The sequence below is a fragment of the Streptomyces sp. NPDC087263 genome (assembly GCF_044744645.1).
Taxonomy (GTDB): domain Bacteria; phylum Actinomycetota; class Actinomycetes; order Streptomycetales; family Streptomycetaceae; genus Streptomyces.
In genome coordinates this window covers 36,569-58,992 of sequence record NZ_JBIUYT010000015.1, presented here as the reverse complement: position 1 = coordinate 58,992, position 22,424 = coordinate 36,569, and the positions used below count along the sequence as shown (strand labels likewise).

17 protein-coding genes and 2 tRNA genes are annotated in these 22,424 nt (G+C 69.0%); 10 read left to right on the top strand and 9 right to left on the bottom strand.

What is annotated here, in order from left to right:
- Positions 1–13: 13 nt before the first annotated feature.
- From ACIPC1_RS36720 to ACIPC1_RS36700, 5 genes are all read right to left on the bottom strand, one after another.
- Complete coding sequence (locus ACIPC1_RS36720) at positions 14–1,561, bottom strand: carboxylesterase/lipase family protein (protein WP_402525292.1); 1,548 nt, start codon at positions 1,559–1,561, stop codon at positions 14–16.
- 29 nt (positions 1,562–1,590) lie between these two features.
- Positions 1,591–2,022 carry a heme-binding protein gene (locus ACIPC1_RS36715; protein ID WP_402525290.1) on the bottom strand — a complete coding sequence of 144 codons (432 nt, stop codon included), beginning with the start codon at positions 2,020–2,022 and terminating at the stop codon, positions 1,591–1,593.
- 93 nt (positions 2,023–2,115) lie between these two features.
- Positions 2,116–3,471 (bottom strand): MFS transporter, encoded by a 1,356-nt coding sequence (locus ACIPC1_RS36710; protein WP_402525288.1) that lies wholly within the window; start codon positions 3,469–3,471, stop codon positions 2,116–2,118.
- A gap of 80 nt (positions 3,472–3,551) precedes the next feature.
- Positions 3,552–4,391: a FadR/GntR family transcriptional regulator gene (locus ACIPC1_RS36705; protein WP_402525285.1), complete on the bottom strand. Its 840-nt coding sequence runs from the start codon at positions 4,389–4,391 to the stop codon at positions 3,552–3,554.
- 189 nt (positions 4,392–4,580) lie between these two features.
- The gene (locus ACIPC1_RS36700; protein ID WP_402525283.1) at positions 4,581–5,336 is read right to left on the bottom strand and encodes a FadR/GntR family transcriptional regulator; all 756 of its coding nucleotides are present in this window, start codon (positions 5,334–5,336) and stop codon (positions 4,581–4,583) included.
- A 232-nt stretch (positions 5,337–5,568) separates the two neighbouring features.
- Between ACIPC1_RS36700 and ACIPC1_RS36695 the strand changes: the two genes are divergently transcribed.
- Complete coding sequence (locus ACIPC1_RS36695) at positions 5,569–6,414, top strand: HpcH/HpaI aldolase/citrate lyase family protein (RefSeq protein WP_402525280.1); 846 nt, start codon at positions 5,569–5,571, stop codon at positions 6,412–6,414.
- Positions 6,415–6,461: 47 nt separating this feature from the next.
- A complete protein-coding gene (locus ACIPC1_RS36690; RefSeq protein WP_384378584.1) occupies positions 6,462–7,004 on the top strand; it encodes a cupin domain-containing protein in 543 nt (180 codons plus the stop codon).
- Positions 7,005–7,250: 246 nt separating this feature from the next.
- On the opposite strand, the gene ACIPC1_RS36685 is transcribed toward ACIPC1_RS36690, so the two are convergent.
- From ACIPC1_RS36685 to ACIPC1_RS36675, 3 genes are all read right to left on the bottom strand, one after another.
- Positions 7,251–7,326, bottom strand: a tRNA-Glu gene (locus ACIPC1_RS36685).
- A gap of 81 nt (positions 7,327–7,407) precedes the next feature.
- Positions 7,408–9,108 (bottom strand): metallophosphoesterase, encoded by a 1,701-nt coding sequence (locus ACIPC1_RS36680; protein ID WP_402525275.1) that lies wholly within the window; start codon positions 9,106–9,108, stop codon positions 7,408–7,410.
- Between the two features lie 52 nt (positions 9,109–9,160).
- On the bottom strand, positions 9,161–9,511 hold the full coding sequence (locus ACIPC1_RS36675; RefSeq protein ID WP_384387674.1) for a metallopeptidase family protein: 351 nt from the start codon (positions 9,509–9,511) through the stop codon (positions 9,161–9,163).
- Between the two features lie 253 nt (positions 9,512–9,764).
- Here ACIPC1_RS36675 and ACIPC1_RS36670 point away from each other — a divergent pair, with 253 nt between their 5' ends.
- The 8 genes from ACIPC1_RS36670 (at position 9,765) to ACIPC1_RS36635 (ending at position 20,792) form a co-directional block, all read left to right on the top strand.
- Positions 9,765–10,286, top strand: a complete 522-nt coding sequence (locus ACIPC1_RS36670; protein WP_402525272.1) for a hypothetical protein — start codon at positions 9,765–9,767, stop codon at positions 10,284–10,286.
- 238 nt (positions 10,287–10,524) lie between these two features.
- Positions 10,525–12,921, top strand: coding sequence for a DEAD/DEAH box helicase (locus ACIPC1_RS36665; protein ID WP_402525269.1), 2,397 nt, complete (start codon positions 10,525–10,527; stop codon positions 12,919–12,921).
- Positions 12,922–13,248: 327 nt separating this feature from the next.
- Positions 13,249–15,354, top strand: a complete 2,106-nt coding sequence (locus ACIPC1_RS36660; protein ID WP_402525266.1) for an FG-GAP-like repeat-containing protein — start codon at positions 13,249–13,251, stop codon at positions 15,352–15,354.
- Positions 15,355–15,415: 61 nt separating this feature from the next.
- A complete protein-coding gene (locus tag ACIPC1_RS36655; protein WP_402525264.1) occupies positions 15,416–16,969 on the top strand; it encodes an amino acid permease in 1,554 nt (517 codons plus the stop codon).
- 143 nt (positions 16,970–17,112) lie between these two features.
- A tRNA-Lys gene (locus tag ACIPC1_RS36650) sits at positions 17,113–17,185 on the top strand.
- Positions 17,186–17,568: 383 nt separating this feature from the next.
- Positions 17,569–18,147: a hypothetical protein gene (locus tag ACIPC1_RS36645; RefSeq protein ID WP_402525261.1), complete on the top strand. Its 579-nt coding sequence runs from the start codon at positions 17,569–17,571 to the stop codon at positions 18,145–18,147.
- Positions 18,148–18,170: 23 nt separating this feature from the next.
- The gene (locus tag ACIPC1_RS36640) at positions 18,171–18,890 is read left to right on the top strand and encodes a leucine-rich repeat domain-containing protein (protein ID WP_402525258.1); all 720 of its coding nucleotides are present in this window, start codon (positions 18,171–18,173) and stop codon (positions 18,888–18,890) included.
- 1,002 nt (positions 18,891–19,892) lie between these two features.
- On the top strand, positions 19,893–20,792 hold the full coding sequence (locus ACIPC1_RS36635; protein WP_402525255.1) for a UTP--glucose-1-phosphate uridylyltransferase: 900 nt from the start codon (positions 19,893–19,895) through the stop codon (positions 20,790–20,792).
- Positions 20,793–20,994: 202 nt separating this feature from the next.
- Here ACIPC1_RS36635 and ACIPC1_RS36630 read toward each other — a convergent pair whose 3' ends face one another.
- Entirely contained in the window at positions 20,995–22,143 is a 1,149-nt protein-coding gene (locus tag ACIPC1_RS36630) for an arabinogalactan endo-beta-1,4-galactanase (RefSeq protein WP_402525253.1), read from the bottom strand.
- Between the last annotated feature and the right edge of the window lie 281 nt (positions 22,144–22,424).

The window sequence follows — 22,424 nt, the reverse complement described above, 5'->3', positions numbered from 1 at the left end:
ACCGGCCGATGGATCATGCCCGGGGATGCACGTCCGGGGAGTCGGCGAAGGTGACCTCGTCGGGCGTCTTGCGGAGCGAGTGGATCAACTCGGTGACGGGGCCGACGTGCAGCGCCGCGCTGCGTACGGTGTCCGCGATCACCGTCTGCCGCGGAGCCGACGTGTCCCAGGCCGGCCACGCCCCGCCGTCGGGGCCCCGCGGAACGCCGGTGCGGGCGAACTCCGTCCAGGCGTGCCGCATCACGTCGCCGATCCCGGCATCGGTCTCGTCGTACTCCTCGCCCGGAGCGATCCGGCGGAAGAGATACGGAAGCTCGGCCGTGTGGAAGGCGAGCAGGCCCGAGCGGCGGGCGGACGGTGAGACGCGCGCGAAGCGGTACGAGTAGCACGTACGGCCCAGGGCGGCGAAGCGCTCGTAGGAGGCCAGCTCCGGCTCGTGCCAGACGGCGCTGGTGGACAGCTCGGCCAGCGCCTCGTACGTCGTCAGTCCGCTGTCGTCGAAGTGGGCGAGGATGTCGTCGGCGCGGGAGCCGCCCAGCCTGTCGGCCATCGCGGCGAGCGTACGGGGTGTGTAGACCTCGGCCGGGTCGAGACCGCGGCGGCCGCCGTGCAAGCCGTCCGGCCGGTGGAAGAACCGTGCCTCGTCCTGGGTGCTGCCGAGCATCACGGGCAGGTTCGCGGGCCAGTTGGCGAAGTCCCGCGTCACGACCTCGCCGTCCACCGTCGGGTACCACACGAGGTTCGCGGGTGTGTGCAGCTGGCCAGGGGGCGCCGTGGTGCCGGCCATCGCCCAGGAAGCCTCACGCACCCGCTCGGCGGACAACTGCCGCAGCTCGTCGGGGTCTTGGCTGCCCAGGAGGCCGAAGACCTCCTGCGTCGCCCGCGCGGCACGCTCGTAGGACGGCGAGGCGACCACGGCGTAGTCCTCGAAGCCCGCGCTCTGGATGATTCCCCGGTGGAACAGGCCCCGGGCAAAAGGCGTGGACAACAGTGTGCGCACCGCGACGGCGCCGGCGGACTGGCCGAAGACGGTCACGTTGCCCGGGTCGCCCCCGAAGGCGGTGATGTTGTCCGCCACCCAGGTCAGGGCCGCGACCCAGTCGCCCACCGCGAAGTTGGTGCCGGTCCGCGGATCGGTCAGGAAGCCGAAGGCTCCCAGCCGGTAGTTGAGCGAGACGACGACCACACCGCCGCGTGCCAGGGTCTCGCCCGAGAACGACGGATCCGATGCCGAGCCGCCGATGAATCCGCCGCCGTGGATCCACACCATGACCGGCAGGCGCGCGGCGCCGTCCGCTTCGGGGGTCCAGACGTTCAGGTACAGGCAGTCCTCGCTCTGCTCGACGCCCAGGCCGGGCCCGCGCCCGTTGCCCGCCGTCTGGATCGCTGCCGCGCCGAACGCCGTCGCCGCACGCACCCCGGACCACGGCGCGGGCGGGGCCGGCGGTCGCCACCGCAGCGCGCCGACCGGTGGGGCCGCGTAGGGCAGGCCCAGGAAGGCGTGCACTTCGCCGATCTCCTTGCCCGTCACCGATCCCTGCTCGACGCGCACCGTCCGCATGAGATGCCTCCCGAACTCCCAGGTAGCTGTCAGCCGCAGTCTGCTGTGAAGCCGGCGCTCTCGATGGCGTGCACCGCGCACGCCTCGTCCTTGTCGGGGTGATCTCCGCTGATCCCCACCGCGCCGATGATGTGGCCCGCCGCGTCGCGGACGAGTACGCCACCGGGAACCGGGGCGATCCGTCCGCCGGAGATGGCGCTCAGGGCCTCGAAGAAGGCGGGTGCCGTGGCGGCCCGCCGCGCCAGATCGCGGCCTCCGGCGCCCATGCCCAGCGCTCCCCACGCCTTGGCCGTGGCGATGTCCGGCCGCAGGATCCCGCTGTCGTCCTCGCGCTTGAGGGCGAGCAGATGACCCCCTGGGTCGAGGACGGCGACGGTCAGCGGATGGCACTCCAGGGCGCGTCCGTGTTCCAGTGCGCCGTCGACCATCTGCGAGGCGTGCTTGAGCAGGAGAACTTCCATGGTTCCGTTCCTTGACGTGGTGAGGGGCAAACAGCGGGCACGGCACCGTATGCGGTTTTGCTGTGCGCACCGGTCGGGCGGGTGAGCCTGTGATCAGGCCGGGCCGACGGCGTCCTGGACGGGAGCGATCACCGTGGCGGGACCCGCGGTGCTCCGCTTGAGCATGCCGAACCCGAACAGCACCGCCGCGGCGCAGAGGGAGACGCCGCCCGCGAGGACGAAGAGAGAGGACGTGGTGAGCTCCGCGGCGATCAGCCACCCGCCCACCACCGGGCCCGCGATGCCGCCCAGTCGCCCCCAGCCCATGGACCAGCCGACGCCGGTGGCGCGCTGAGCCGTGTCGTAGAACTGGGGGATCAGCGGAATCGTGCACATCTGCGCGCCCAGGCTGAGCAGACCGGCGACGAAGGTGACGACGAGCAGCATGCCGTCCGACGCGGTGGCCCAGCCGATGAGGGCGACGGCGACGGCACCCAGGGTGTACGCGCCGCCGATCACGAGGGGCGGGCGGCCCCGGTCCGCGAGCCGGCCGATCACCAGGCACCCGAGGATGCCTCCGAGATTCAGTGTGGAGACGGCGAGCAGGCCGCTGTCCGCCCCGGCCGCGATGGCGACGCTGGGCAACCACGTGACCAGAAAGTACGTCATGAGCAAGGTCAGGAACATCGCGGCCCACAGCAGGACCGTGCCCGGGCCCCTGCCCTCTTTGAACAGGGCCGCCACGGGAGACCGGCTCTCCGCGGGGCCTTCGTCCCTCGCGCCGGCGCCGTCGGCCGGGATCCCCAGCCGTTCCAGGATCCTGGCCGCCGCCACGCCGTCGCCGCGTGCGGCGAGGAACCGGGCGGACTCGGGCAACCGGAACACAAGCAGCGGCAGCAACAGCAGCGGTACGACACCGCCGACGTAGAAGACGCTCTGCCAACCGTGCGCGGGGATCAGCCAGTTCGCCAGGACTCCGCCGATCACCGCGCCCATCGGAAAGCCGCAGAACATCAGCCCGACGACCGTCGCCCGGGACTTCGCGGGTGCGTACTCCGAGGCGAGCGAGATGATGCCGGGCAGGGCGGCGCCGAGACCGATTCCGGTGAAGAACCGAACGGTCTCCAGCGCACCGACCGAGCCGACGAACGGCGTCACGAGGGTGACGACGCCGAACGCCAGGACCCCGAAGGTCACCAACGGCCTGCGGCCCACGCGGTCGCCGATCACTCCGGCCACCGTGGCCCCGATCAGTCCGCCGAAGAGCCCGATGCCGAACACGGTGCCGAATCCCGAGGGCTTCAGATGCAGGTCGGGCCCCATGGCGGGGGCCGCGAGGGAGATCAACTGGGTATCGAGCCCGTCCAGTAGCGCGACCGCCGCGCACAGGAGGATGACGGTCAGGGTGGGGCGTGACATACGCCCCGTGTCAAGAACCGAGCCGACCTCGACGCGCGCACCAGTACTCATGGGTCATCCCTTTCCATTTCTGCTGAATTCGGGCTCAGTTCCGTGGTGTTCGGGCTCGGTGGGGCTCGCTCGGGCATGCGCTATTGCGGCTCAGGGGCCCCGTCACTCGGATGTGCTTCGGTCCGGGTGTTCAGGAGGGATGCGATCAGCTGTGAATAGAGGGGGCCCGAGGCTCTGATCTCGGCGCCGCGCGGCGAGGAAGTGATCAGTTCGAGTGCGCGGGCATGGTGGATTCGGACCATCTTCGCCGCCCGCTCGCCGTCCCGGGCCTCAAGGGCTTCCACGACGGCAATGCGCTGCGGATGGAGGGCGCCCGCGATGCGCTGCCAGTCGGCGAGCTTGGGACCACCGGACAGTTCGAACGCCAACTGCACCTGGACGTCGGCGAAGAATCCGCACAACGACGCGAGGAGCGCGCTGTGGGAGATCTCGGAGAGCCGGTGGAGGTAGTGCCTGAGATCGGCCGCGGCCCGGTCCACACTCCGGATGGCAGCCAGTTTCTCGGCAGCCGCTCTGAGCGAGGCGATCTCCTCGTCGGAGGCGCAGCGCGCCGCCAACTCGACCGCGTAGGCATTCAACGCGGCCTGGAGGCCGAGGAATTCGACTGCGCCGACGTCCTTCAGCTTGATCACCGAAGCGAGTGACACAGCGATCATGGTGTCGGTCGAAGCGGTGACATATGTTCCGCTGCCGTGCCGGACACTGACCAGGCCCATGGCCGTCAGGGCACGAACCGATTCGCGCACCGTGGCGCTGCTGACGCCGTACCGCTCGGCGAGAATCCGTTCCGGCGGGAGGCGTGATCCGTCGGGCAGCGCTCCGTGAAGGATTTGATTCCGCAAGTCGTCGAAAATGCGGTCGGCGACCCGGCCGCGCTCAACTCTGTGGAAATCCTGGCTTTTGTATATGTGATCCGCCATGGAGCGCACCCTCGGTTTTTGGCCGCGTTGTTCTGCGTGGCTGCGAGCGGTGTCGAGAGGCGTTCGGATGTCCGAGGCCCCTTAACACGGCTGTCACATTAGGTCACCAGGTGACTTAGGTGCAAGGCCCGTGCAGACGTTTCCGTACGCCTCCGCGAAGGCGTGCGCCAGGGGCGGCCCCCGTCGGATTCAGCGCAGGTCGTCGACTCCGACGCGCTGATCGTCAACGGTCGCTCCGGCGATCGCGAGCGTCTGCGCGGTGTACTCCCGTACGGCCTTGGACGCTGCCTGCCGGTCATGTGCGGCGACCGCCTCCACGATGGCGATACGTACGCCACGCAGCCGCGCGACGTCCGATGCCCACGTCGATTCCGGGCCCTGACGGATCCGGCGGGCCAGCGACAGGTGTGTCGAGATGACGAAGGACGCCACCACTTCGAGCAGCTTGTTGTGGGACAGGGCGATGAGTCCCCTGAGGAAGTCCTGCAGAGTCTGCGTGAACTCCTCGCTGGACATGGAGTCGTTGAACGACTTCGCGGTGTCGAGTACGGCGTCGATCTCCTCGGGAGTGGCGGTCGTGATCGCGAGATCGACCGCCTGGAGGTTCAGCGTCTCCGCCAGCTTCAGGATGCTCTCCAGGTCGATGTTCTCCAGCTCGACCACCGACCGCATCGCCGAGGCCATCAGCGTGGAGGAGTCCGCGATCACCGTCATCCCCGAGCCGTGCCGCACCTCCACGAGGCGCATCGCGCTGAGCGCCCGGATGGCTTCGCGGATCGTCGGTGAGCTGACGCCGTAGTAGGAGGCCAGCTCCTTCTCGGAGGGGAGCTTGGAGCCGCGCTTCAGGCGGCCCGACAGGATGCCCGACTCCAGGTCGCGCAGTACGCGATCGGCGACACTCGCGCGGTTTCGGTCGAAGCCACCGTCTGCAACAAACGCCGTCACCGTCTGCCCTCTCCTCGTCATCGTCCGCCACCTCATGGGTCGGCTGATCAGCCTCGAACTCATCAGGTGACTAAAAGTCTTCTTTGTGGATCGTACCGCAAGGCGGGAGCCCGTGGAGTCGACCGTGAGGCGGGGTCGCCCGCCCTCACAGGAAGACTTCAGATCCCCAAGTCACTTGCTGACTTGTTGCCTTTGGGTCTACGCTCGCGGTGGCCAACGAAAAGGGGATGACGTGAGCGCATACCGCAATCGACTGCTGGAAATGGTCGACCAGGGAATCGTGCCGTTGGGAATGCAGTGCTTCACCGGAAACGGTGCGCTGATCGAGGTTCTCGGGCTGACCGGATACGACTTCGTCATGCTGGACACGGAGCATTCGCCGAACAATCCGCGAGCGCTCGAGGACAGCATCCGGGCGGCCAACCACGTGAACATGGTTCCGGTGGTCCGGGTGCCCAGCTTCGACGACGAGGCTTCCATCCGCCGTGCTCTCGAAGCCGGCGCCGAGGGCATCTTCCTGCCGATGGTCAAGTCGGCGGCGGACATCAGGACGGCCGCTGACGCCGCGTTCTTCCCGCCGCTGGGAAAGCGCGGTATCTGTCCGGCCGTGCGGGCGACCGGCTATGCGTTCAGCGACTTCAACGAGTACGCGCGGCGCAACAACGAGTCGACCATCCTGGTTCCGCTGATCGAACACCCCGACGCGGTCGAGAACATCGAGGAGATCTGCGCACTGCCCGAAGTGAGCATGGTGATCTTCGGCGTGGGCGACCTCTCCTTCGCGATGGGCGAGGGGGTCGAGCAGCTGCGCAGCCCCAAAGTGCAGGCCGCTTACCGCCGGGTGATGGACGCCGCGGCCAAGTACGACGTCCCGGTGATCGGTGGGCCCAACCTCGATCCGACTCCGGAAACCTGCCTCGACGCACTCGAGATGGGCGTCAAGGTCTTCACCCTCGGACTCGACATCATGGCCTTCCGGCGTGCCTGCGAGGGAATGGTCAACGACCTCTACACGGCGTCGCAGAAGTCCAAGCTCTCGCGTCCGACTCCGCCGCCGAGCGGATTCCCCGCCCGCTGAGCCGCAACCGACACAACCCCGCTGAGCCGCAACAGAGAGGGAGAGCGATGTCGCGTATCAATCGCTACGTCATCGGCAGCGATGAGCACGGGCGCTCGGCCGTGCTGGACGACAAGCTGAGCAACGTCCAGGAGCGGGAAGGCTACTTCTGGCGAGCGACCTTGTGGGCCACCGCGGAGACGCCTGCCGACAACTCGATCGAGGGCGACAGGTCTCTCGTCGGCCCGCGCCGCGAACCGCTGCCCAACGGCCTGCTGTGCCGTGCGCTCGAACTGCAGCCGGACGACCCGGACGCCGCGCGATCCGCGCAGGTCTTCGACGAGCTCAGTGCGCAGGCCGGGCAGACCATCAAGGCCACCGACGAGGATCGAAGCCGCCACCCGAGCATGCACCGCACCGACACCCTCGACTGCATCACCTGCGTACGGGGTGAGGTCTACCTCCTGACCGATGTCGACGAGGTCAAGCTCACGCCGGGTGACACCGTCGTGATCCGGGGGACCAACCACGCCTGGAGCAACAGGTCGAGCGAACCCTGCCTGCTCGTCGGCTCGTCGGTCGCGGCCCTTCCGCTCGGGCCGGACTCCTGACCCCGCCGCCCTTCCCCGGCCGCGCCGGCGTCCGTCGCCCCGCAGAACCACACCAAGGACCGAAACCAGGTACCACACCGTGACGATCGACCGGGCGAGAGTCGCAGAACACCTCGACAAGCTGGAGATCGCCGAGCTCGTCTTCGAACCGTCTTCGAACCGGCTTCGAGACATCTTCGACGCGCTGGGCGCAAAAAGAAATCGCAGGCCAAAGACATGCTTTGGCCTGCGATACCTATGAGTAGCTGGTGCCCCCAACGGGATTCGAACCCGTGCTACCGCCTTGAAAGGGCGGCGTCCTAGGCCGCTAGACGATGAGGGCTATCGGCCCGCCTGGGCGCTTTGCAGCGCGTCGGGGACGTCCGAAGCATATGGGATGGCGGGAGGTATCGCCAAAACGGTTTCAGGGGGTGCTCCCCGAGGGGGCCGGGGTCGAGCCTTCGTCGGGCGGGGTGGGGGACGAGCCTTCCCCGGAGGGAGTGGGGGACGGGGGCGCGGCACCGGGCTTGTTCTCCTCGGGGAGGTGGCGGCTGACCTCCGCCGTCGTCAGGCCCAGCCCGCCGAGCCTGATCTCGTCCCAGGCCTGGAGCCGACGGGTGTCCCGGTCGAGGTAGAGGACGGAGGCCTCGATGGGGTCGGGGTACTTGCCCTCCAGGGCGCGCAGACCGCTGCCGCCCGTCGACCCCTCGATGCGCAGCCGCGTTCCGCCCTTCATGACCTCCATCTCCTGGTGGTGCAGATGCCCCGCCAGGACCAGTGGCACCTCGCCGTCCGTCCGGCGGGCGGCGTCCGGCTCGTGGGCGATGGCGATGTCGACGGGCGTGCCCGCCACCCGCTGGTCGCGCAGCACCGACGCCAGCTGATCGCCCGCCAGTTGCTGCGCCTGGACGCCCCCCGGGTCGACCGCCCGGTCAGGGGTGAACGACGGGTCGCCGATGCCCGCGAAACGCAGGCCCGCGACCGTGACCGCCCGGCCCTTGTCCAGGACGCGCACGTTCTTGATCTTTTCGAGGTAGTGCTGGGTGATGAGGGAGTCGTGGTTGCCCCGGACCCAGACGTACGGCGCCCCCAGGTCCGCGATCGGGTCCAGGAAGCCGTTCTCGGCCGCCGTACCGTGATCCATCGTGTCGCCGGAGTCGACGATCACATTGATGTCGTACTGCTCCACGAGCGACGCGATGATCTTCCAGCTCGCCGGGTTGAGGTGGATGTCGGAGACGTGCAGGACCCGGATGGTGGTCGGGTCCGGTTCGTAGCCGGGAAGCGTGGAGGTGACGTCGTACAGCTTCGTCACGTTCGTCACCAGGCGCGCCAACTCCTTCTGGTAGACGTCGAATTCGCTGACGATGCTGCGGGCGTTGCCGACCAGGGAGGGGGCGGAGGAGAGCAGCCCGGAGAACTTCGGCTCCAGGACCGAGTTGGGGTTCCAGGTGGCGAAGGCCGTCCCTCCGCAGGCGGCGAGGAGGGTGAGGGCCAGGCCGCCCGCCGCGAGGGCGCGGCGGGGCCGGCGGTAGACCGCGAGGCCGAGTGCTGTGGCCCCGGACACGACGGCCACGCTGGACCGTACGGCCAGATCGAGCGTGCCGTGCTCCACATCCCGCGCGACCTCGTCCTGGAGCCCGGAGATCCGCTCCGGATGATCGACCAGCGCCTGCGAGCGCACCGGGTCGAGCCGGTCCACGTCCACGTCCAGGCGCAGCGGGGCCTCGTGGCTGCGCAGTTCCAGGGCGCCCAGCGGGGCGACGTTGATCTTCGTGCCGCCGTCGAGGGAGGGCCGCAGCGTCATGGTGGTGTCCATGGGGCCGACCGGCACGCGTACGTTCCCCACGATCAGCAGCCCCAGCCAGGCGCCGAACAGGACGACGGTCATGAGCCCCAGGACCCGGGCGTACGGGTGGGGCTGGTGGACGAGTTCGGACGCCGGGTGGGGGCGGCGGACGCGGTAGCGGCGGGTGAGGGCGAGGACGCGGGGTGCCGTCCGCGGGCGGCGGATGCGGTTCGTTCGGGTCCCTCGGGTCCCTCGGATCCCTTGGCTTCTTCGGGTCGTTCGTAGCTTTCGTATGCGGTGCAGGGCGGTGGTCACGGCAGCGAGGACGCGGGCCATTGGTCGCGTATGCCCAAGTGCGGGGGTGGGTATGCGGGGGCGGGCCCCGGGCTCAGCCCCAGCCCAGTTCGTGAAGCCGCTCGTCGTCGATGCCGAAATGGTGGGCGATCTCGTGGATCACGGTCACGGCGACCTCGTGGACGACCTCGTCCGGGGTCTGGCACATCCGCAGTGTGGGGCCCATGTAGATCGAGATGCGGTCGGGGAGTACGCCCGCGTACCACTCGCCCCGGTCCGTGAGCGGGGTGCCCTCGTAGAGGCCCAGCAGCTCGGGATCGTCGGCCGCGGGCTCGTCCTCGACGAACACGGCGACGTTGTCCATCACCCGGGTCAGTTCGGGCGGGATCCGGTCGAGGGCCTGGCTCACGAGCTCTTCGAAGGTTTCGCGCGTCATCTCCAGCACAAGGCCATTGTCAGGGACAGCGTGCCGGTGGCGGATACATGCGGAGCCATAGGTGGACGCGCGACGGACACATGTGGCAGGGACATGCAGAGCCACGCGTAGATATGTGGCGGCGACACGTAACGGCAGGTCGTTCGAAGACCGCGCGTGTCCTCTTGCGGGCGGCGGGAGTTGGGCAGGGGGACTCCCCGAACCATTCCCGAGTTCTCGGCTTCGTTCGAAGAGGGGAGACCCCAATCGGAGGTGGCTGCCCGTGCGCGCCTTGTACGTACCCGTCCGTCTGGCCGCCACGGTCATGGCCGTCGCCGCGGCAGCCGGCTGTATGAGCGTGGGTGACGACGCGGACCGGCCCGCGCCCTCGCATTCGGCGGGGGAGCAGGGTGGAGAGGCGCCGGACGGGGGCACGGCGGTGAGCGGGGGCGGCACCGGGTTCCACGGGGCGAAAGGGGCCAAGGAGGACGGTGGTTCGCCGAAACCCGGCGAGTCCGCGTCCGGGTCGGCGTCTCCGTCCGCGTCGCCGTCCGCGGGCGCGAAGCCGTCCGCCAAGGCCACGGCGAAGGACGGGCCGGGCAAGCCGGTGGAGCCCGCGCCGACCAAGGGGGAGCCGAGTCCCACGCATACCACGGCGGAGCCGACGCCCGAGCCGCCCCCACCCCCGGCTTCGACGCCGCCGGTGGTCGAGCCGAGCACGGCTGAGCCGTCGTCGTCGGCGCACGAGCAGGTCACACAACTGAGGGAACGGGAGCCGGCGCCTCGGGCCGGGGAGCCGGTGTAGACGGCGTGGACGGGACTGCGGGATCCCCCTGACCTGCGCTTATGCGCCTGGTTTGCCTTCAGGGGGCAGTGATGCGTATGGTAGTAGATCGTTTGATACCAATTGCCTGGCGCCGATGAAGAGAGCGCCGCGTGGCGCGTACTCTCCCTTACCGTGGCCGGACCGCATAGAGGCGGTCGATTGCGACTTCACGGAGTTTGGGCGCGTGCCGTAGAACTCCGGAAGGTTCGCATTTCGCATGTCTGTTTCCAGTACTGATCACGTCGTCGTGCCCGAGAACAACGAGAACCCCGTGGCCGACACCGAGGGCGCCCGGATCGTCGAGGCGGCCGAGGCCGTCACGACGACCGTCGTGTCCGCTCCCGAGACCGTCACGGCCACAGTCGTGATCGCTCCCGAGACCGCCGAGAAGATCGAGCGGACCGAGGCGCCTGAGGCGTCCGCGGCGTCCGACACCTCCGAGGCCGAGGCCGAGGCCGAGAACGCGACCGAGACCGAGACCGGGGCGACCGAGAACGGCACCCCCGCGATCACCTTCGGCTCCCTCGGTCTCCCCGACGGAATCGTCCGCAAGCTCGCGCAGAACGGCGTGACCGCCCCCTTCCCGATCCAGGCCGCGACCATCCCGGACGCCCTGGCCGGCAAGGACATCCTCGGCCGCGGCCGCACCGGCTCCGGCAAGACCCTCTCGTTCGGTCTGCCGCTGCTGGCGTCGCTGTCCGGCGGTCACACCGACAAGAAGAAGCCCCGCGGCATCATCCTCACGCCGACGCGTGAGCTCGCGATGCAGGTCGCGGACGCGCTTCAGCCGTACGGCGACGTACTCGGCCTGAAGATGAAGGTCGTCTGCGGCGGTACGTCCATGAGCAACCAGATGTACGCCCTGGAGCGCGGCGTCGACGTCCTCGTCGCCACCCCGGGCCGACTGCGCGACCTCATCAACCGCGGCGCCTGCTCGCTGGAGAACGTCCAGGTCGCCGTACTCGACGAGGCCGACCAGATGTCCGACCTGGGCTTCCTGCCCGAGGTCACCGAGCTGCTCGACCAGATCCCGGGCGGCGGCCAGCGCATGCTGTTCTCGGCCACCATGGAGAACGAGATCTCCACGCTGGTCAAGCGCTACCTGAGCAACCCCGTCACGCACGAGGTCGACAGCGCCCAGGGCAACGTCACGACCATGACGCACCACATCCTCATCGTGAAGCCCAAGGACAAGGCGCCGGTCACCTCCGCGATCGCCTCCCGCAAGGGCCGCACGATCATCTTCGTCCGCACCCAGCTGGGCGCCGACCGCATCGCCGAGCAGCTCTGCGAGTCCGGCGTGAAGGCCGACGCACTGCACGGCGGCATGACGCAGGGCGCGCGTACCCGCGTCCTCGAGGACTTCAAGAAGGGCCACGTCAACGCGCTCGTCGCGACCGACGTCGCCGCCCGCGGCATCCACGTCGACGGCATCGACCTGGTCCTGAACGTGGACCCGGCCGGTGACCACAAGGACTACCTGCACCGCTCCGGCCGTACCGCCCGCGCGGGCCGCAGCGGCACCGTCGTATCCCTCTCGCTGCCGCACCAGCGCCGCCAGATCTTCCGGCTGATGGAGGACGCGGGCGTCGACGCCTCGCGTCACATCATCAACTCCGGTACGGCCTTCGAGCCCGAGGTCGCCGAGATCACCGGCGCCCGCTCGATGACCGAGGTCCAGGCCGAGTCCGCGGGCAACTCGGCGCAGCAGGCCGAGCGTGAGGTCTTGAGCCTCACGAAGGAGCTGGAGCGCGCGCAGCGTCGTGCCGCCGAGCTGCGTGGCGAGGCCGACCGCCTGGTCGCCCGTGCCGCGCGTGAGCGGGGCGAGGACCCGGAGGTCGCGCTGGCCGAGGCCGCCCTCGTCGTGGAGGCAGCCGCTGCCGAGGCCGCCGTGGTGGAGCAGGCGGCTGTCGCCGCGGCACCGGTGCGCGAGGAGCGTCCGCGCCGTGACGACCGTGGCAGCTACGAGCGCCGCGAGCGTCCTTCGGGCAACTCGGGTGGCTTCAACCGCGACCGTGGCGGTGACCGTGGTGGCTTCCGCCGTGACGACCGTCCCTCGGGCAACTCGGGTGGCTTCCGTCGCGACGACCGCCGTGACGACCGTCCCTCCGGCGGCTTCCGCCGTGACGACCGCCCGTCGGGTGGCTCGGGCAGCTCCGGTGGCTTCAACCGTGACCGTCGTGACGACCGTGGCGGCCGTTCCTTCGAGCGTCGTGACGACCGTCCCTCGGGCGGCTTCCGTCGCGACGACCGCCCGTCCGGTGGCTCGGGCAGCTCCGGCGGCTTCAACCGTGACCGTCGTGACGAGCGTCCCTCGGGCAACTCGGGCGGCTTCCGCCGTGACGACCGCCCGTCGGGTGGTTCGGCCGGTTCGGCGGGTTCGGGTGGCTTCAACCGTGACCGTCGTGACGAGCGTCCGTCCACCCACCGTGGCAGCGACCGTCCCTTCAACCGTGACCGTCAGAGCGACCGCCCCACCGGCGGCCTCCGCGCCGGCGGCCACGACCGCCCGACCGGCCGCCGCGACGACCACCGCGGTGGCACCGGCACCGGTACCGCCACCGGTTCCTTCGGCCGCCGCGACGACAAGCCGCGCTGGAAGCGCAACGGCTGACACCGCTTGACCAACTGATCCGTAAGGGCTCGTACGACTCCGGTCGTACGAGCCCTTACGGCGTTCCGGGTGTTCCGGGCGTTCTCGGCGGGTTCGGCCGGTTCGGCGTTCTCAGCGGTTTCGGTGCGTCAGGGGCGCCGCCGCCGCAACGGCCTTCTGTTCGCGGTCAATTCACTGCCGAAACCTGTGTGGAAGTTGTTAAGATCGTTCATATCTGACTTTGCATGGAGGGGCGCGGTCGAGGGGGACTCGGTGTTGCCGCGCACGAGATCCGGGGGTGTGTGCCTCCGGCCGTCATGCCGTTCTCACTTCCCTGGGGAGGGACCCTTGACCTGGCGTGTCTTCGCACGCTCTCTGGTGGGCCTGGCCGCTCTGGCCGCCGGCTCACTGACCACCGCGACGCCCGTGTCCGCGGACACCACGCCGATGCCCGTCCAGACGGACGGCGTGTGGGGCGTCGACTACGCGGGCGGTTTCCTGACCACCGTGGAGAACACCCCGAGCGGCTACCAGTGGGTGATCGGCCGCCGGATCTCGGCCGACGGCTCCACGGTGCTGGAGAAGACCAGCCGCGGATATGCCGAGACCTACGCGGGCGGCGACCATGTGGAACGGGTGCCCTGCGACGCGGGTGCGGAGGGCTGCGTACCGATGCGCTCCCTCGGCAACACGTTCGTCGGCTACTTCATGGAGGACGCCGTCGGCAAGCAGGTCGCCCAGCTGTACATGACGGAGAGCTCGCTGAGCGGGACGGAGGAACCGGCGGTGACCGGCGGCCGTTTCGTCGACGCGACCGGCCGGTTCTACGTCTACAACGCGGCCTCCACCGGCAAGCAGTACGTCGACTCCGTCAACCCGTACTTCTACGAGGACGTGCGGCTGACCCGTTCCATCACCGCGGCCTCCGTGTGGGGCTCGACGCTGTGGACGCCCGGCTCGGGCAACGGGGTCGTCACGGCGTACAACCTGGAGACGAAGAAGACGGTGCAGACGGTCGCCACGGGCGCGCCCTGCACGGTCAAGGAGCTTCAGGTCGTCGGCCGTTGGATGTACTGGAACTGCGGTCCGACGGGAGCCGCGGGTGTGTACGACCGTACGGCGAAGAAGAACATCACGGTGCCCTCCGGCCCCGCGCTGGTCGGTGACGGCTACCTCGTCCAGCACGACCGGGGCGCCGGCAAGCTGATGCTGACGGACTACCACTCCGGCACCTCCGCGGCCGCGCGCGCCATCGCCGACCTGCCCGCCGGGAACACGGCCGACCAGCGACGGCTGAGCTGGTCGGTGGACAAGTTCGGCGGCGACATCGCGTACGTCGACCAGGACAAGGCGGTCCGGATCGTGCAGAGCGGGGTGCCGTCGCAGCCGCTGGGGGCGATCGAGTCCGAGGTGGACGACACCTACCTGGACGCCAAGGACAACTTCTGGAACAGCACCTGGCAGCTCAACAAGCAGGCCGCCTGGACCTTCACGGTGAAGGACTCCGCGGGACGGGCCGTGCGAACTCTCACCGGCACCGGCGCTGACATCGACGTCGCCTGGGACGGGAAGACGGACGCGGGCACGTACGCGTACAACGGCGGCTTCACCTGGGCCCTGACCGCCAAGGCCACCGAGGGTTCGGGCACCTACACCACGAGCGGCACGATCGGGCTCAACGGCGGTCGGCAGGGCCACCACGACCAGGGCGGCTACAGCTACGGCGAACTCGTCACGCTCAACTCTTCGGGCGCCCTGGCCCTGAACTACACCAAGGGCAAGGGCACCTTCGACTGGAAGGCGTCCGGGTCCGGCTGGCCCGCCGGGACCGTTGCCGTGCCGTTCGGCGACATGGGGACCGACCGGTGCGCCGAGATGCTGGTCAAGATGCCGAACGGTGAGCTGCGCCGCTACGCCGGCCGGTGCGGTGCGGCGTACACCCCGTCGAACAGCCACACCTCACTCGGCACGGGCTGGAACGCGTACAACGTCCTCACCGCGCCCGGCGACCTGACCGGAGACGGCCGTACCGACCTGCTGGCACGCAAGACGTCGACCGGCGACATCTACCTGTTCGCCAACAACGGTGCCGGCAAGCTCAAGGCGGGCGTCAAGATCCGTACGTGGCCGACGTACAAGAAGATCGTCGGCGCCGGTGACCTGACCGGCGACGGCTTCGGGGACGTGCTGGCGCTGGACAAGGCCGGAACGCTGTGGCGCTACGACGGCACGGGCACGGGCCAGGTGAAGGAGCGCGTGAAGGTCTTCTCCAACTGGGGGGCTACGTACAACGCGGTCGTCGGTGCCGGTGACATCACGGGGGACGGGAAGAACGACCTGGTCGCGCGGGACACCGCGGGCAATCTCTACCGCCAGACCGGTAACGGCAAGGGCTCGTTCGCCGCGCGCGTGAAGATCGCCACCGGCTGGCAGGGATACAAGGGGATCTTCTAGGCGCAGTTTTCGGCCACGGTCCGACGCATGTCACGCCCCCGGCGAGGGAATCGCTGGGGGCATGACAAACTCCGCGCAATCCGCGCGTGATGCCGGAGCGAGTGGGCTGTCGGACGAAGAACGGCTTGCCCAGCTCGGCTACACGCAGGTTCTCGCCCGCCGCATGTCGGCGTTCTCCAACTACGCGGTCTCCTTCACGATCATCTCGGTCCTGTCGGGCTGCCTGACGCTCTACCTGTTCGGCATGAACACCGGCGGCCCCGCCGTGATCACCTGGGGCTGGGTCGCCGTCGGCCTGATGACGCTGTTCGTCGGCCTCGCGATGGCCGAGATCTGTTCGGCGTACCCGACGTCCGCGGGCCTGTACTTCTGGGCCCACCGCCTGGCCCCGCCCCGTACGGCCGCCGCCTGGGCCTGGTTCACGGGCTGGTTCAACGTCCTCGGCCAGGTCGCGGTGACCGCCGGCATCGACTTCGGCGCCGCGTCCTTCCTGGGCGCCTACCTGAACCTCCAGTTCGACTTCGGGGTCACCCCCGGCCGCACCGTGCTCCTCTTCGCCGGAATCCTGGTCCTGCACGGCCTGTTGAACACCTTCGGCGTCCGCATCGTCGGCCTCCTCAACAACGTCAGCGTGTGGTGGCACGTACTGGGCGTGCTGGTCATCGTCGGCGCGCTGACCTTCGTCCCGGACGAACACCAGTCCGCCTCCTTCGTGTTCACGGAGTTCGTGAACAACACGGGCTGGGGCAGCGGCGTGTACGTCGTCGCCCTCGGCCTGCTGATGGCGCAGTACACCTTCACCGGCTACGACGCCTCCGCCCACATGACGGAGGAGACGCACGACGCGTCGACGGCCGGCCCCAAGGGCATCGTCCGCTCGATCTGGACCTCGTGGATAGCGGGCTTCGTCCTCCTCCTCGGCTTCACCTTCGCGATCCAGTCCTACGACGGTGCCCTCGAGTCGCCGACGGGGGTGCCGCCGGCCCAGATCCTGCTAGATGCGCTGGGCGCGACGACCGGCAAACTGCTCCTGCTCGTGGTGATCGGCGCGCAGCTGTTCTGCGGTATGGCGTCGGTCACGGCCAACTCCCGCATGATCTACGCCTTTTCACGCGACGGCGCGCTGCCCTTCTCGCACCTCTGGCACACCGTGAACCCGCGCACGCGGACGCCGGTGGCGGCGGTCTGGCTGGCCGCGCTGGGCGCCCTGGTCCTCGGCCTCCCGTACCTGATCAACGTCACGGCGTACGCGGCGGTGACCTCCATCGCCGTCATCGGCCTCTACATCGCGTACGTCATCCCCACCCTGCTGCGGATCCGCAAGGGCGAGGCCTTCGAACGCGGCCCCTGGCACCTGGGCCGCTGGTCGCGCCCGATCGGCGTCGTGTCCGTCGCCTGGGTGGTGGCCATCACGATCCTCTTCATGCTCCCCCAGGTCTCCCCGGTCACCTGGGAGACCTTCAACTACGCCCCGGTCGCCGTCCTCGTCGTCCTCGGCTTCGCCACCACCTGGTGGCTCGCCTCGGCCCGCCACTGGTTCCTCAACCCCGCCCACGAACGCACCCTCGCCCGCGAAGCGGCCCGCAAGGGCCCGCCCGAACCGGTCGATCCGTAACCTTGTGCGCTGTTGATCCCCAGCCGTGTCCGCTTTTGGCGCGGCCGGGCCCCGATACCCGATCGGAGTCCCGGCCACGTCCGGCTATGCTCGGGGATGCATCGCCACAGGATCCCCAACCGGATCCCCGTGGACCGATGCGTGGACCCTTAGCTCAATTGGCAGAGCAGTGGACTTTTAATCCATTGGTTGTGGGTTCGAGTCCCACAGGGTCTACCGGGAAGCCCCAGTTCAGAGGACATCTGGACTGGGGCTTGTGTCGTTCTCGGGGGCTGGGTGATCGTTGGCTCAGCCGGAGTGCTGGCGATCATGGATGGTTCAGTCTTTGTCGCCATGGCTCTCCTCCAGGCGGTCCACCTCGGCGATGAGCGACCGGGCGCTTCCCAGGTCTTCCCCGAGTCCGACATCCTTGCCGAGTTCGGTGAGGCCCTGGCCGATGCCCTGTGGGGGCGGATGCCGGCCGACGGCGGAGCTTTCGCCCGGGACGGTGACCCGGATGCCGGGCGGCGGATCCCGGGAGGGGCCGCAGACGCCGTGACCTGTCGGATTGAGTACGCGTACTCAACCGCCGCCGTCCGCCTGGATGACAGAGTTGCTCCATGCCCACTTCAACGTCCGTCCAGCGCACGGTACTTGTCGGTGCGATCCTCATTCTGACGCTCGGCGCCTGCGGTCAGCAGAGGGCCTCGGACTTGGCGGCCGGAGCTGGAGCCGGGGCTGGAGCCGGGGCCGGTTCCAGCGCCTCGCCCAGCGCCCCGGGAGCCTCTCCGTACGTGGAGCCGGGGGCCGGTGACGGTGCCCCGCACTACAACGAGAACAACGCCTACCGGCGAACGGGCGAGATGTCCCCGGCCCATGAGCGGGATGCCGAGCGGGAGGCCGTCCGTATCGAGCCGGTGCTCAAGCGGCTGTGGGAGCAGGGGAAGTGGGACCCCGCGACCGTGCGCACGGCGCTTCTCGAGCTCGGGTACGAGGAGGGGGACGACGCGCTGACCGTCCGGGAGATGCTCCCGCGTTTCAAGGACAACGAGTACCACACCCCCGAGGGGGCCTCGGTCGGCCTGCGCGTCCACCCCGACGCCTGCGTCACCGCGTTCGTGCAGAAGTCCAACTACGGCGTGCAGACCAACGGCCCGTACCTGGAGACAGGCTGCTTCGAGCCTCCCTACGGGCACTGAAGGACCGGGGAAGGGATCGCGCCGTGCCACACGTGCTGAACCTCTGGCGTCAACAGCTGGGACAAGTACCTGAGTCTGTCTGGCGGCGCACCGAGCTCCAGGTGCTGATCCTCGCGGACAACGGGCTCACCGACCTCCCGCCCGAGATCGGACGGCTGCACCGGCTTGCCACCCTGGACCTCGGCCACAACCACCTCACCTCGGTGCCCGCCGAACTGGGCGACTTGGCCGAACTCAGCGGCTGCCTCTACCTGCACGACAACAAGTTGTCGGAGATCCCGGACTCGCTGGGAAACCTGACGCGGCTGCGTTACCTCAATGTCGGCGAGAACACGCTCACCGTCCTGCCCGAGGCCATCGGCCGCATGTCCGGACTCATCGAACTCCGGACGCAGCACAACCGACTCACCACCTTGCCCGACAGCATCGGAGACCTCCGCAACCTGCGCGAACTCTGGCTCCGGGGCAACGCGGTCGAAAGCCTGCCGCCCTCCATGGCCGACCTTCGCGAACTGCGCCACCTGGACCTGAGGGAGAACGCCCTCACCGAACTCCCGGAGACGCTGGGCGGCCTGCCCCGACTGCGCCAGCTCGACGTGCGGAGCAACCGCCTCACGCGGCTGCCGCACTGGGTCGTCGACATGCCCGCGCTGGAGAAGCTGGACGTGCGCTGGAACCCCTGCGAGCCCTCGCCGTCGCTGCTGGCCGAACTGGAGCGGCGAGGCTGCGTCGTTCTCCTGTAGACCGAAAAGCTGCTGCTCAGCGGCCGGCCGGCCGTGCGTGAGCGATGCGTGAGCGGATGATGTGGCAGAGGTCATCACGGCGTGGACTGAGCGAGGAGTAGCACCTGCCCTGACCAGGTGGTTCCGGACACCGAAGAACCGTCCGGAACCACCCGGCAAGCTTTGGCCAGCGCCAGCGCCTCTAATCCATTGGTTGTGGGTTCGAGTCCCACAGGGTCTACCGACAAGGCCCAGGCCAGAGGCGACCTGGCCTGGGCCTTCTGCATGTTTTGGGGTCGTGGAGAAGTAACTGAGGCAGTCGCGGCATGCATGCGGCATGCACGCCGTTGTACGTGCCGTTGTCGGCGACGCGTTGCAGGTGGCGGGAGCCGCTCCCGCCGTCCTGCCACTCCTACCGCGTGCTGCTCATGCCCGTCGGCCCTTGCGAGCCCGACCTCGACGAGGTGCCTCCACTGGACGAGCGAGGCCCTGCTCCGGATCGCCCGATACGCACTGCGGCACCGGCACTGTCACAGGCCCCACCGCAGCGGCCGAGGCAGCCGGGCAGCCAGGCCCCCGCAGCCCGAGACGCTCCGGGTCACCGGGACGGCTTCTCCGGAGTGAACGGCCCGTCAGCGATGGCGTATACCCGGCGTGAAGAGCGCAGTTCACCCCACTCCCGACCATCCACGCATCTGATGTAGGCCCTTGACGGGCCGCTGCGGCCGCCGGTTCAATTGATACCTGGGGTCGAATCAGTACCCCACCAAAATCGCCCCTTCGGGATCATGAACGCAAAGGCGCGCTCAGCCGACATACGGACGCTCAGCGAAAAGCCGACCAGTCGGGTCATGGGCGGCCGTTGCGATCCGCAACGGCCTGCCGGGGAACATGGACGTTCCCTTCGGCGGGCGGCACACCCCACTTGTTCCGCGCGTTCGTCAGCCGTACTTCAGCCTTGCCACGCCATGCCATTCCCGTGGCCGATTCGGCGTGGCATCCCACTTTACGGAGAGAGATACCGTGCCCCCCACCATTCGCCGCGCGGTGATCCCTGCCGCCGGGCTCGGATCCCGCCTGTTGCCCCTCACCAAAGCAATACCCAAGGAAATGCTGCCGGTCGGCGACAAACCCGTGATCGAGCACACGGTGCGCGAACTCGTGGCGTCGGGGATCACGGACATCACCATTGTGGTCTCCGGCGGAAAATCCGTGATCCAGGACCATTTCCGCCCCAGCCCCGACCTTGTCGACCGGCTGCGTGCCGACGGCAAGACCGCCTACGCGGACGCCGTGGAGGAAGTCGGAGAGCTGTCCCGGCAAGGTCATATCACCTACCTCGACCAGCACGGTCCTTATGGCAACGGCACCCCCGTTCTGAACGCCGCCCGGAATTTCGGCGATGAGCCGATCATCGTTCTCTGGCCGGACGACGTCTTCGTGGCCGAAGTACCCCGGGCGCAGCAACTGATCCGCGCCTACGAGGTGACCAACGCCCCGGTGCTGGCCCTGCTGCCCATCGCCCCGGGGGACTCCGAGCGCTACGGCGTGCCCGTGGTCAAGGAGGACCTGGACGACGGACTGCTGCGGATCGTCGGCCTGGTCGAGAAGCCCAAGGCGGCGGACGCTCCCTCCGCGTACGCCGCCATCGGTGGCTACGTGATCACCCCCGGCATCATCGACGAGCTGCGGGAGCAGACCGCGCGCTGGTACGAGCACCGCACCGGCGAGGTGTATCTGGCCGACGCCATCAACGCCTACGCGAGCAGCCGCGCGGTGTACGGGCAGGTCATCCAGGGCCGTTGGTACGACACCGGCAACCCGGCCGACTACCTGGTCGCGCAGTTCGCGTCCGCCCTGTCGCACCCGGAGTACGGGCCGGTCCTGCGGGCGCTCGCCCACGACCTGGACCACCCCGGCTGACCTGGCACCACCTAGCTAGGGGGCGCCGTGTGGATCACCTCGGGCCCGCGGCGCCTGGCACGGCACCTCGCTGCGTTGTCGCATCACCCGAGTACACCCAGTACGCGGGTCATGCTCCGCCTTGCGATGCACCGCACCAGGCGCCGCGGCCTGAACCGAGGCGATCCGAACGACACTCCCTGGCCCGCCCGGAGCGAGGCACTCAGCCGCCGAAGGTGGAAAGGGACGGGAGCCCGGTTCCCGACCAGTCGAACATGGTGAGGTTGCTGTAGGGGTTCACCCCGCCGAATGTCCAGGGCACCCCAGGTACCCAGGCGGGCTCCCACGCCAGAAAGCCCAGGCCGTGCCCCCCGGGCACCCGCGCGATCACGGTGCGCAGGGCGTCGAAGAAGGCGGCCTGCCCCTGGGGGGTGGGCGGGAAGCGGGCACCGTCCGGCAACTGGCCGACCTTCGTCACGAGGTGCTGTCCCTCGTCGCCCTCGGGCGGCAGTTTCCACGGATAGGCCGTCTCCACCACGAGCACGTCCTTGCCGTAACGGTTCGCGAGGTCGTTCAGGTTGGTCTGTAGGGCGGCCAGCGAACCGTGCCAGAAGGGGTAGTACGAGAGAGCGATCACGTCGAACCGGATGTCGGCCGCGGCGAGGTGGTCGTAGAAAGAGTAGATGTCGACGCCCGCGCCGGAGTTGTCCACGTGGACGAGGGTGCGCAGCTCGGACGACGAGCCCTCCGCGGCTCCCTGAAGACCGGCCCGGAGCAGCTCGACGAAGCCGTCCCAGTGATCTCCCTGCGTGTAGCGGACCCGGCCGTTGGGCCACAACATGCCGTTGGTGACCTCGTTGCCGATCTGGACCATGTCCAGCGGGATGCCCTGCGCGGCGAACGCCCGCACGGTGTCGCGCGTGTAGGTGCGGACGGTGGCGGCGAGCGCATGCCAGTCCATGCCCGCCCACGCGGCGGGCGTCCTCTGGTGGGCGTTGTCGGCCCAGGTGTCGGAGTAGTGCAGGTCGAGCAGCACACCCATGCCGGCGCTGCGGGCCCGTCGGGCCAACTCGATGGCCGAGGCGAGGTCGTAGCCGCCGGACGAGGGATCGACCCAGACCCGCAGGCGCATCAGGTTCGCGCCGCGAGCGGCGAGGAGGCGCTCCACCGGAGCGGACTTCCCCTTGTCCTTGTACTTCTGGCCCGCGGACTCCGCCTGCAGAGTGCTGGACAGGTCCACGCCGCGCAGTGGGGGAGCCGGCGAGGTCATCGCGATCGGGGCCAGCTCGGTCTCACCCTTCGCCTGGCAACCGAGGCCCACCGGTGCGGCCAGCAAAGGCAGCGCGGCCAGCACTCTTCTCCGTGACAGCACGCTCACTCCGGTCCGAAGGTTTCCATACGACAGGGAATGCGGCAACGGCCGTCCGCCACATTAACGGTACAACACCTGCACCCTGATTGGCGACCAGGCAGAAAAGGCGCCATTTCACACCTCCTCGTATTCTGGAGCGAATGGACACCATTTCCGGATGGCGGGCCGGCGTGACCGCCGACGGACTCCCGTTCGAATTCTAAGCGTACGCACAGAAAGCAGCACTCCGGAAACAAGGGCGCAACATAGATGGCGGGTCCAGTGAATGCAAGAGGTTGGCG

Bases quoted from the DNA above. Each gene is read 5' to 3' on its own strand.
- ACIPC1_RS36720 (WP_402525292.1), bottom strand. From the start codon at position 1,561: ATGCGGACGGTGCGCGTCGAGCAGGGATCGGTGACGGGCAAGGAGATC.
- ACIPC1_RS36715 (WP_402525290.1), bottom strand. From the start codon at position 2,022: ATGGAAGTTCTCCTGCTCAAGCACGCCTCGCAGATGGTCGACGGCGCA.
- ACIPC1_RS36710 (WP_402525288.1), bottom strand. From the start codon at position 3,471: ATGAGTACTGGTGCGCGCGTCGAGGTCGGCTCGGTTCTTGACACGGGG.
- ACIPC1_RS36705 (WP_402525285.1), bottom strand. From the start codon at position 4,391: ATGGCGGATCACATATACAAAAGCCAGGATTTCCACAGAGTTGAGCGC.
- ACIPC1_RS36690 (WP_384378584.1), top strand. From the start codon at position 6,462: ATGTCGCGTATCAATCGCTACGTCATCGGCAGCGATGAGCACGGGCGC.
- ACIPC1_RS36680 (WP_402525275.1), bottom strand. From the start codon at position 9,108: ATGGCCCGCGTCCTCGCTGCCGTGACCACCGCCCTGCACCGCATACGA.
- ACIPC1_RS36665 (WP_402525269.1), top strand. From the start codon at position 10,525: ATGTCTGTTTCCAGTACTGATCACGTCGTCGTGCCCGAGAACAACGAG.
- ACIPC1_RS36655 (WP_402525264.1), top strand. From the start codon at position 15,416: ATGACAAACTCCGCGCAATCCGCGCGTGATGCCGGAGCGAGTGGGCTG.
- ACIPC1_RS36645 (WP_402525261.1), top strand. From the start codon at position 17,569: ATGCCCACTTCAACGTCCGTCCAGCGCACGGTACTTGTCGGTGCGATC.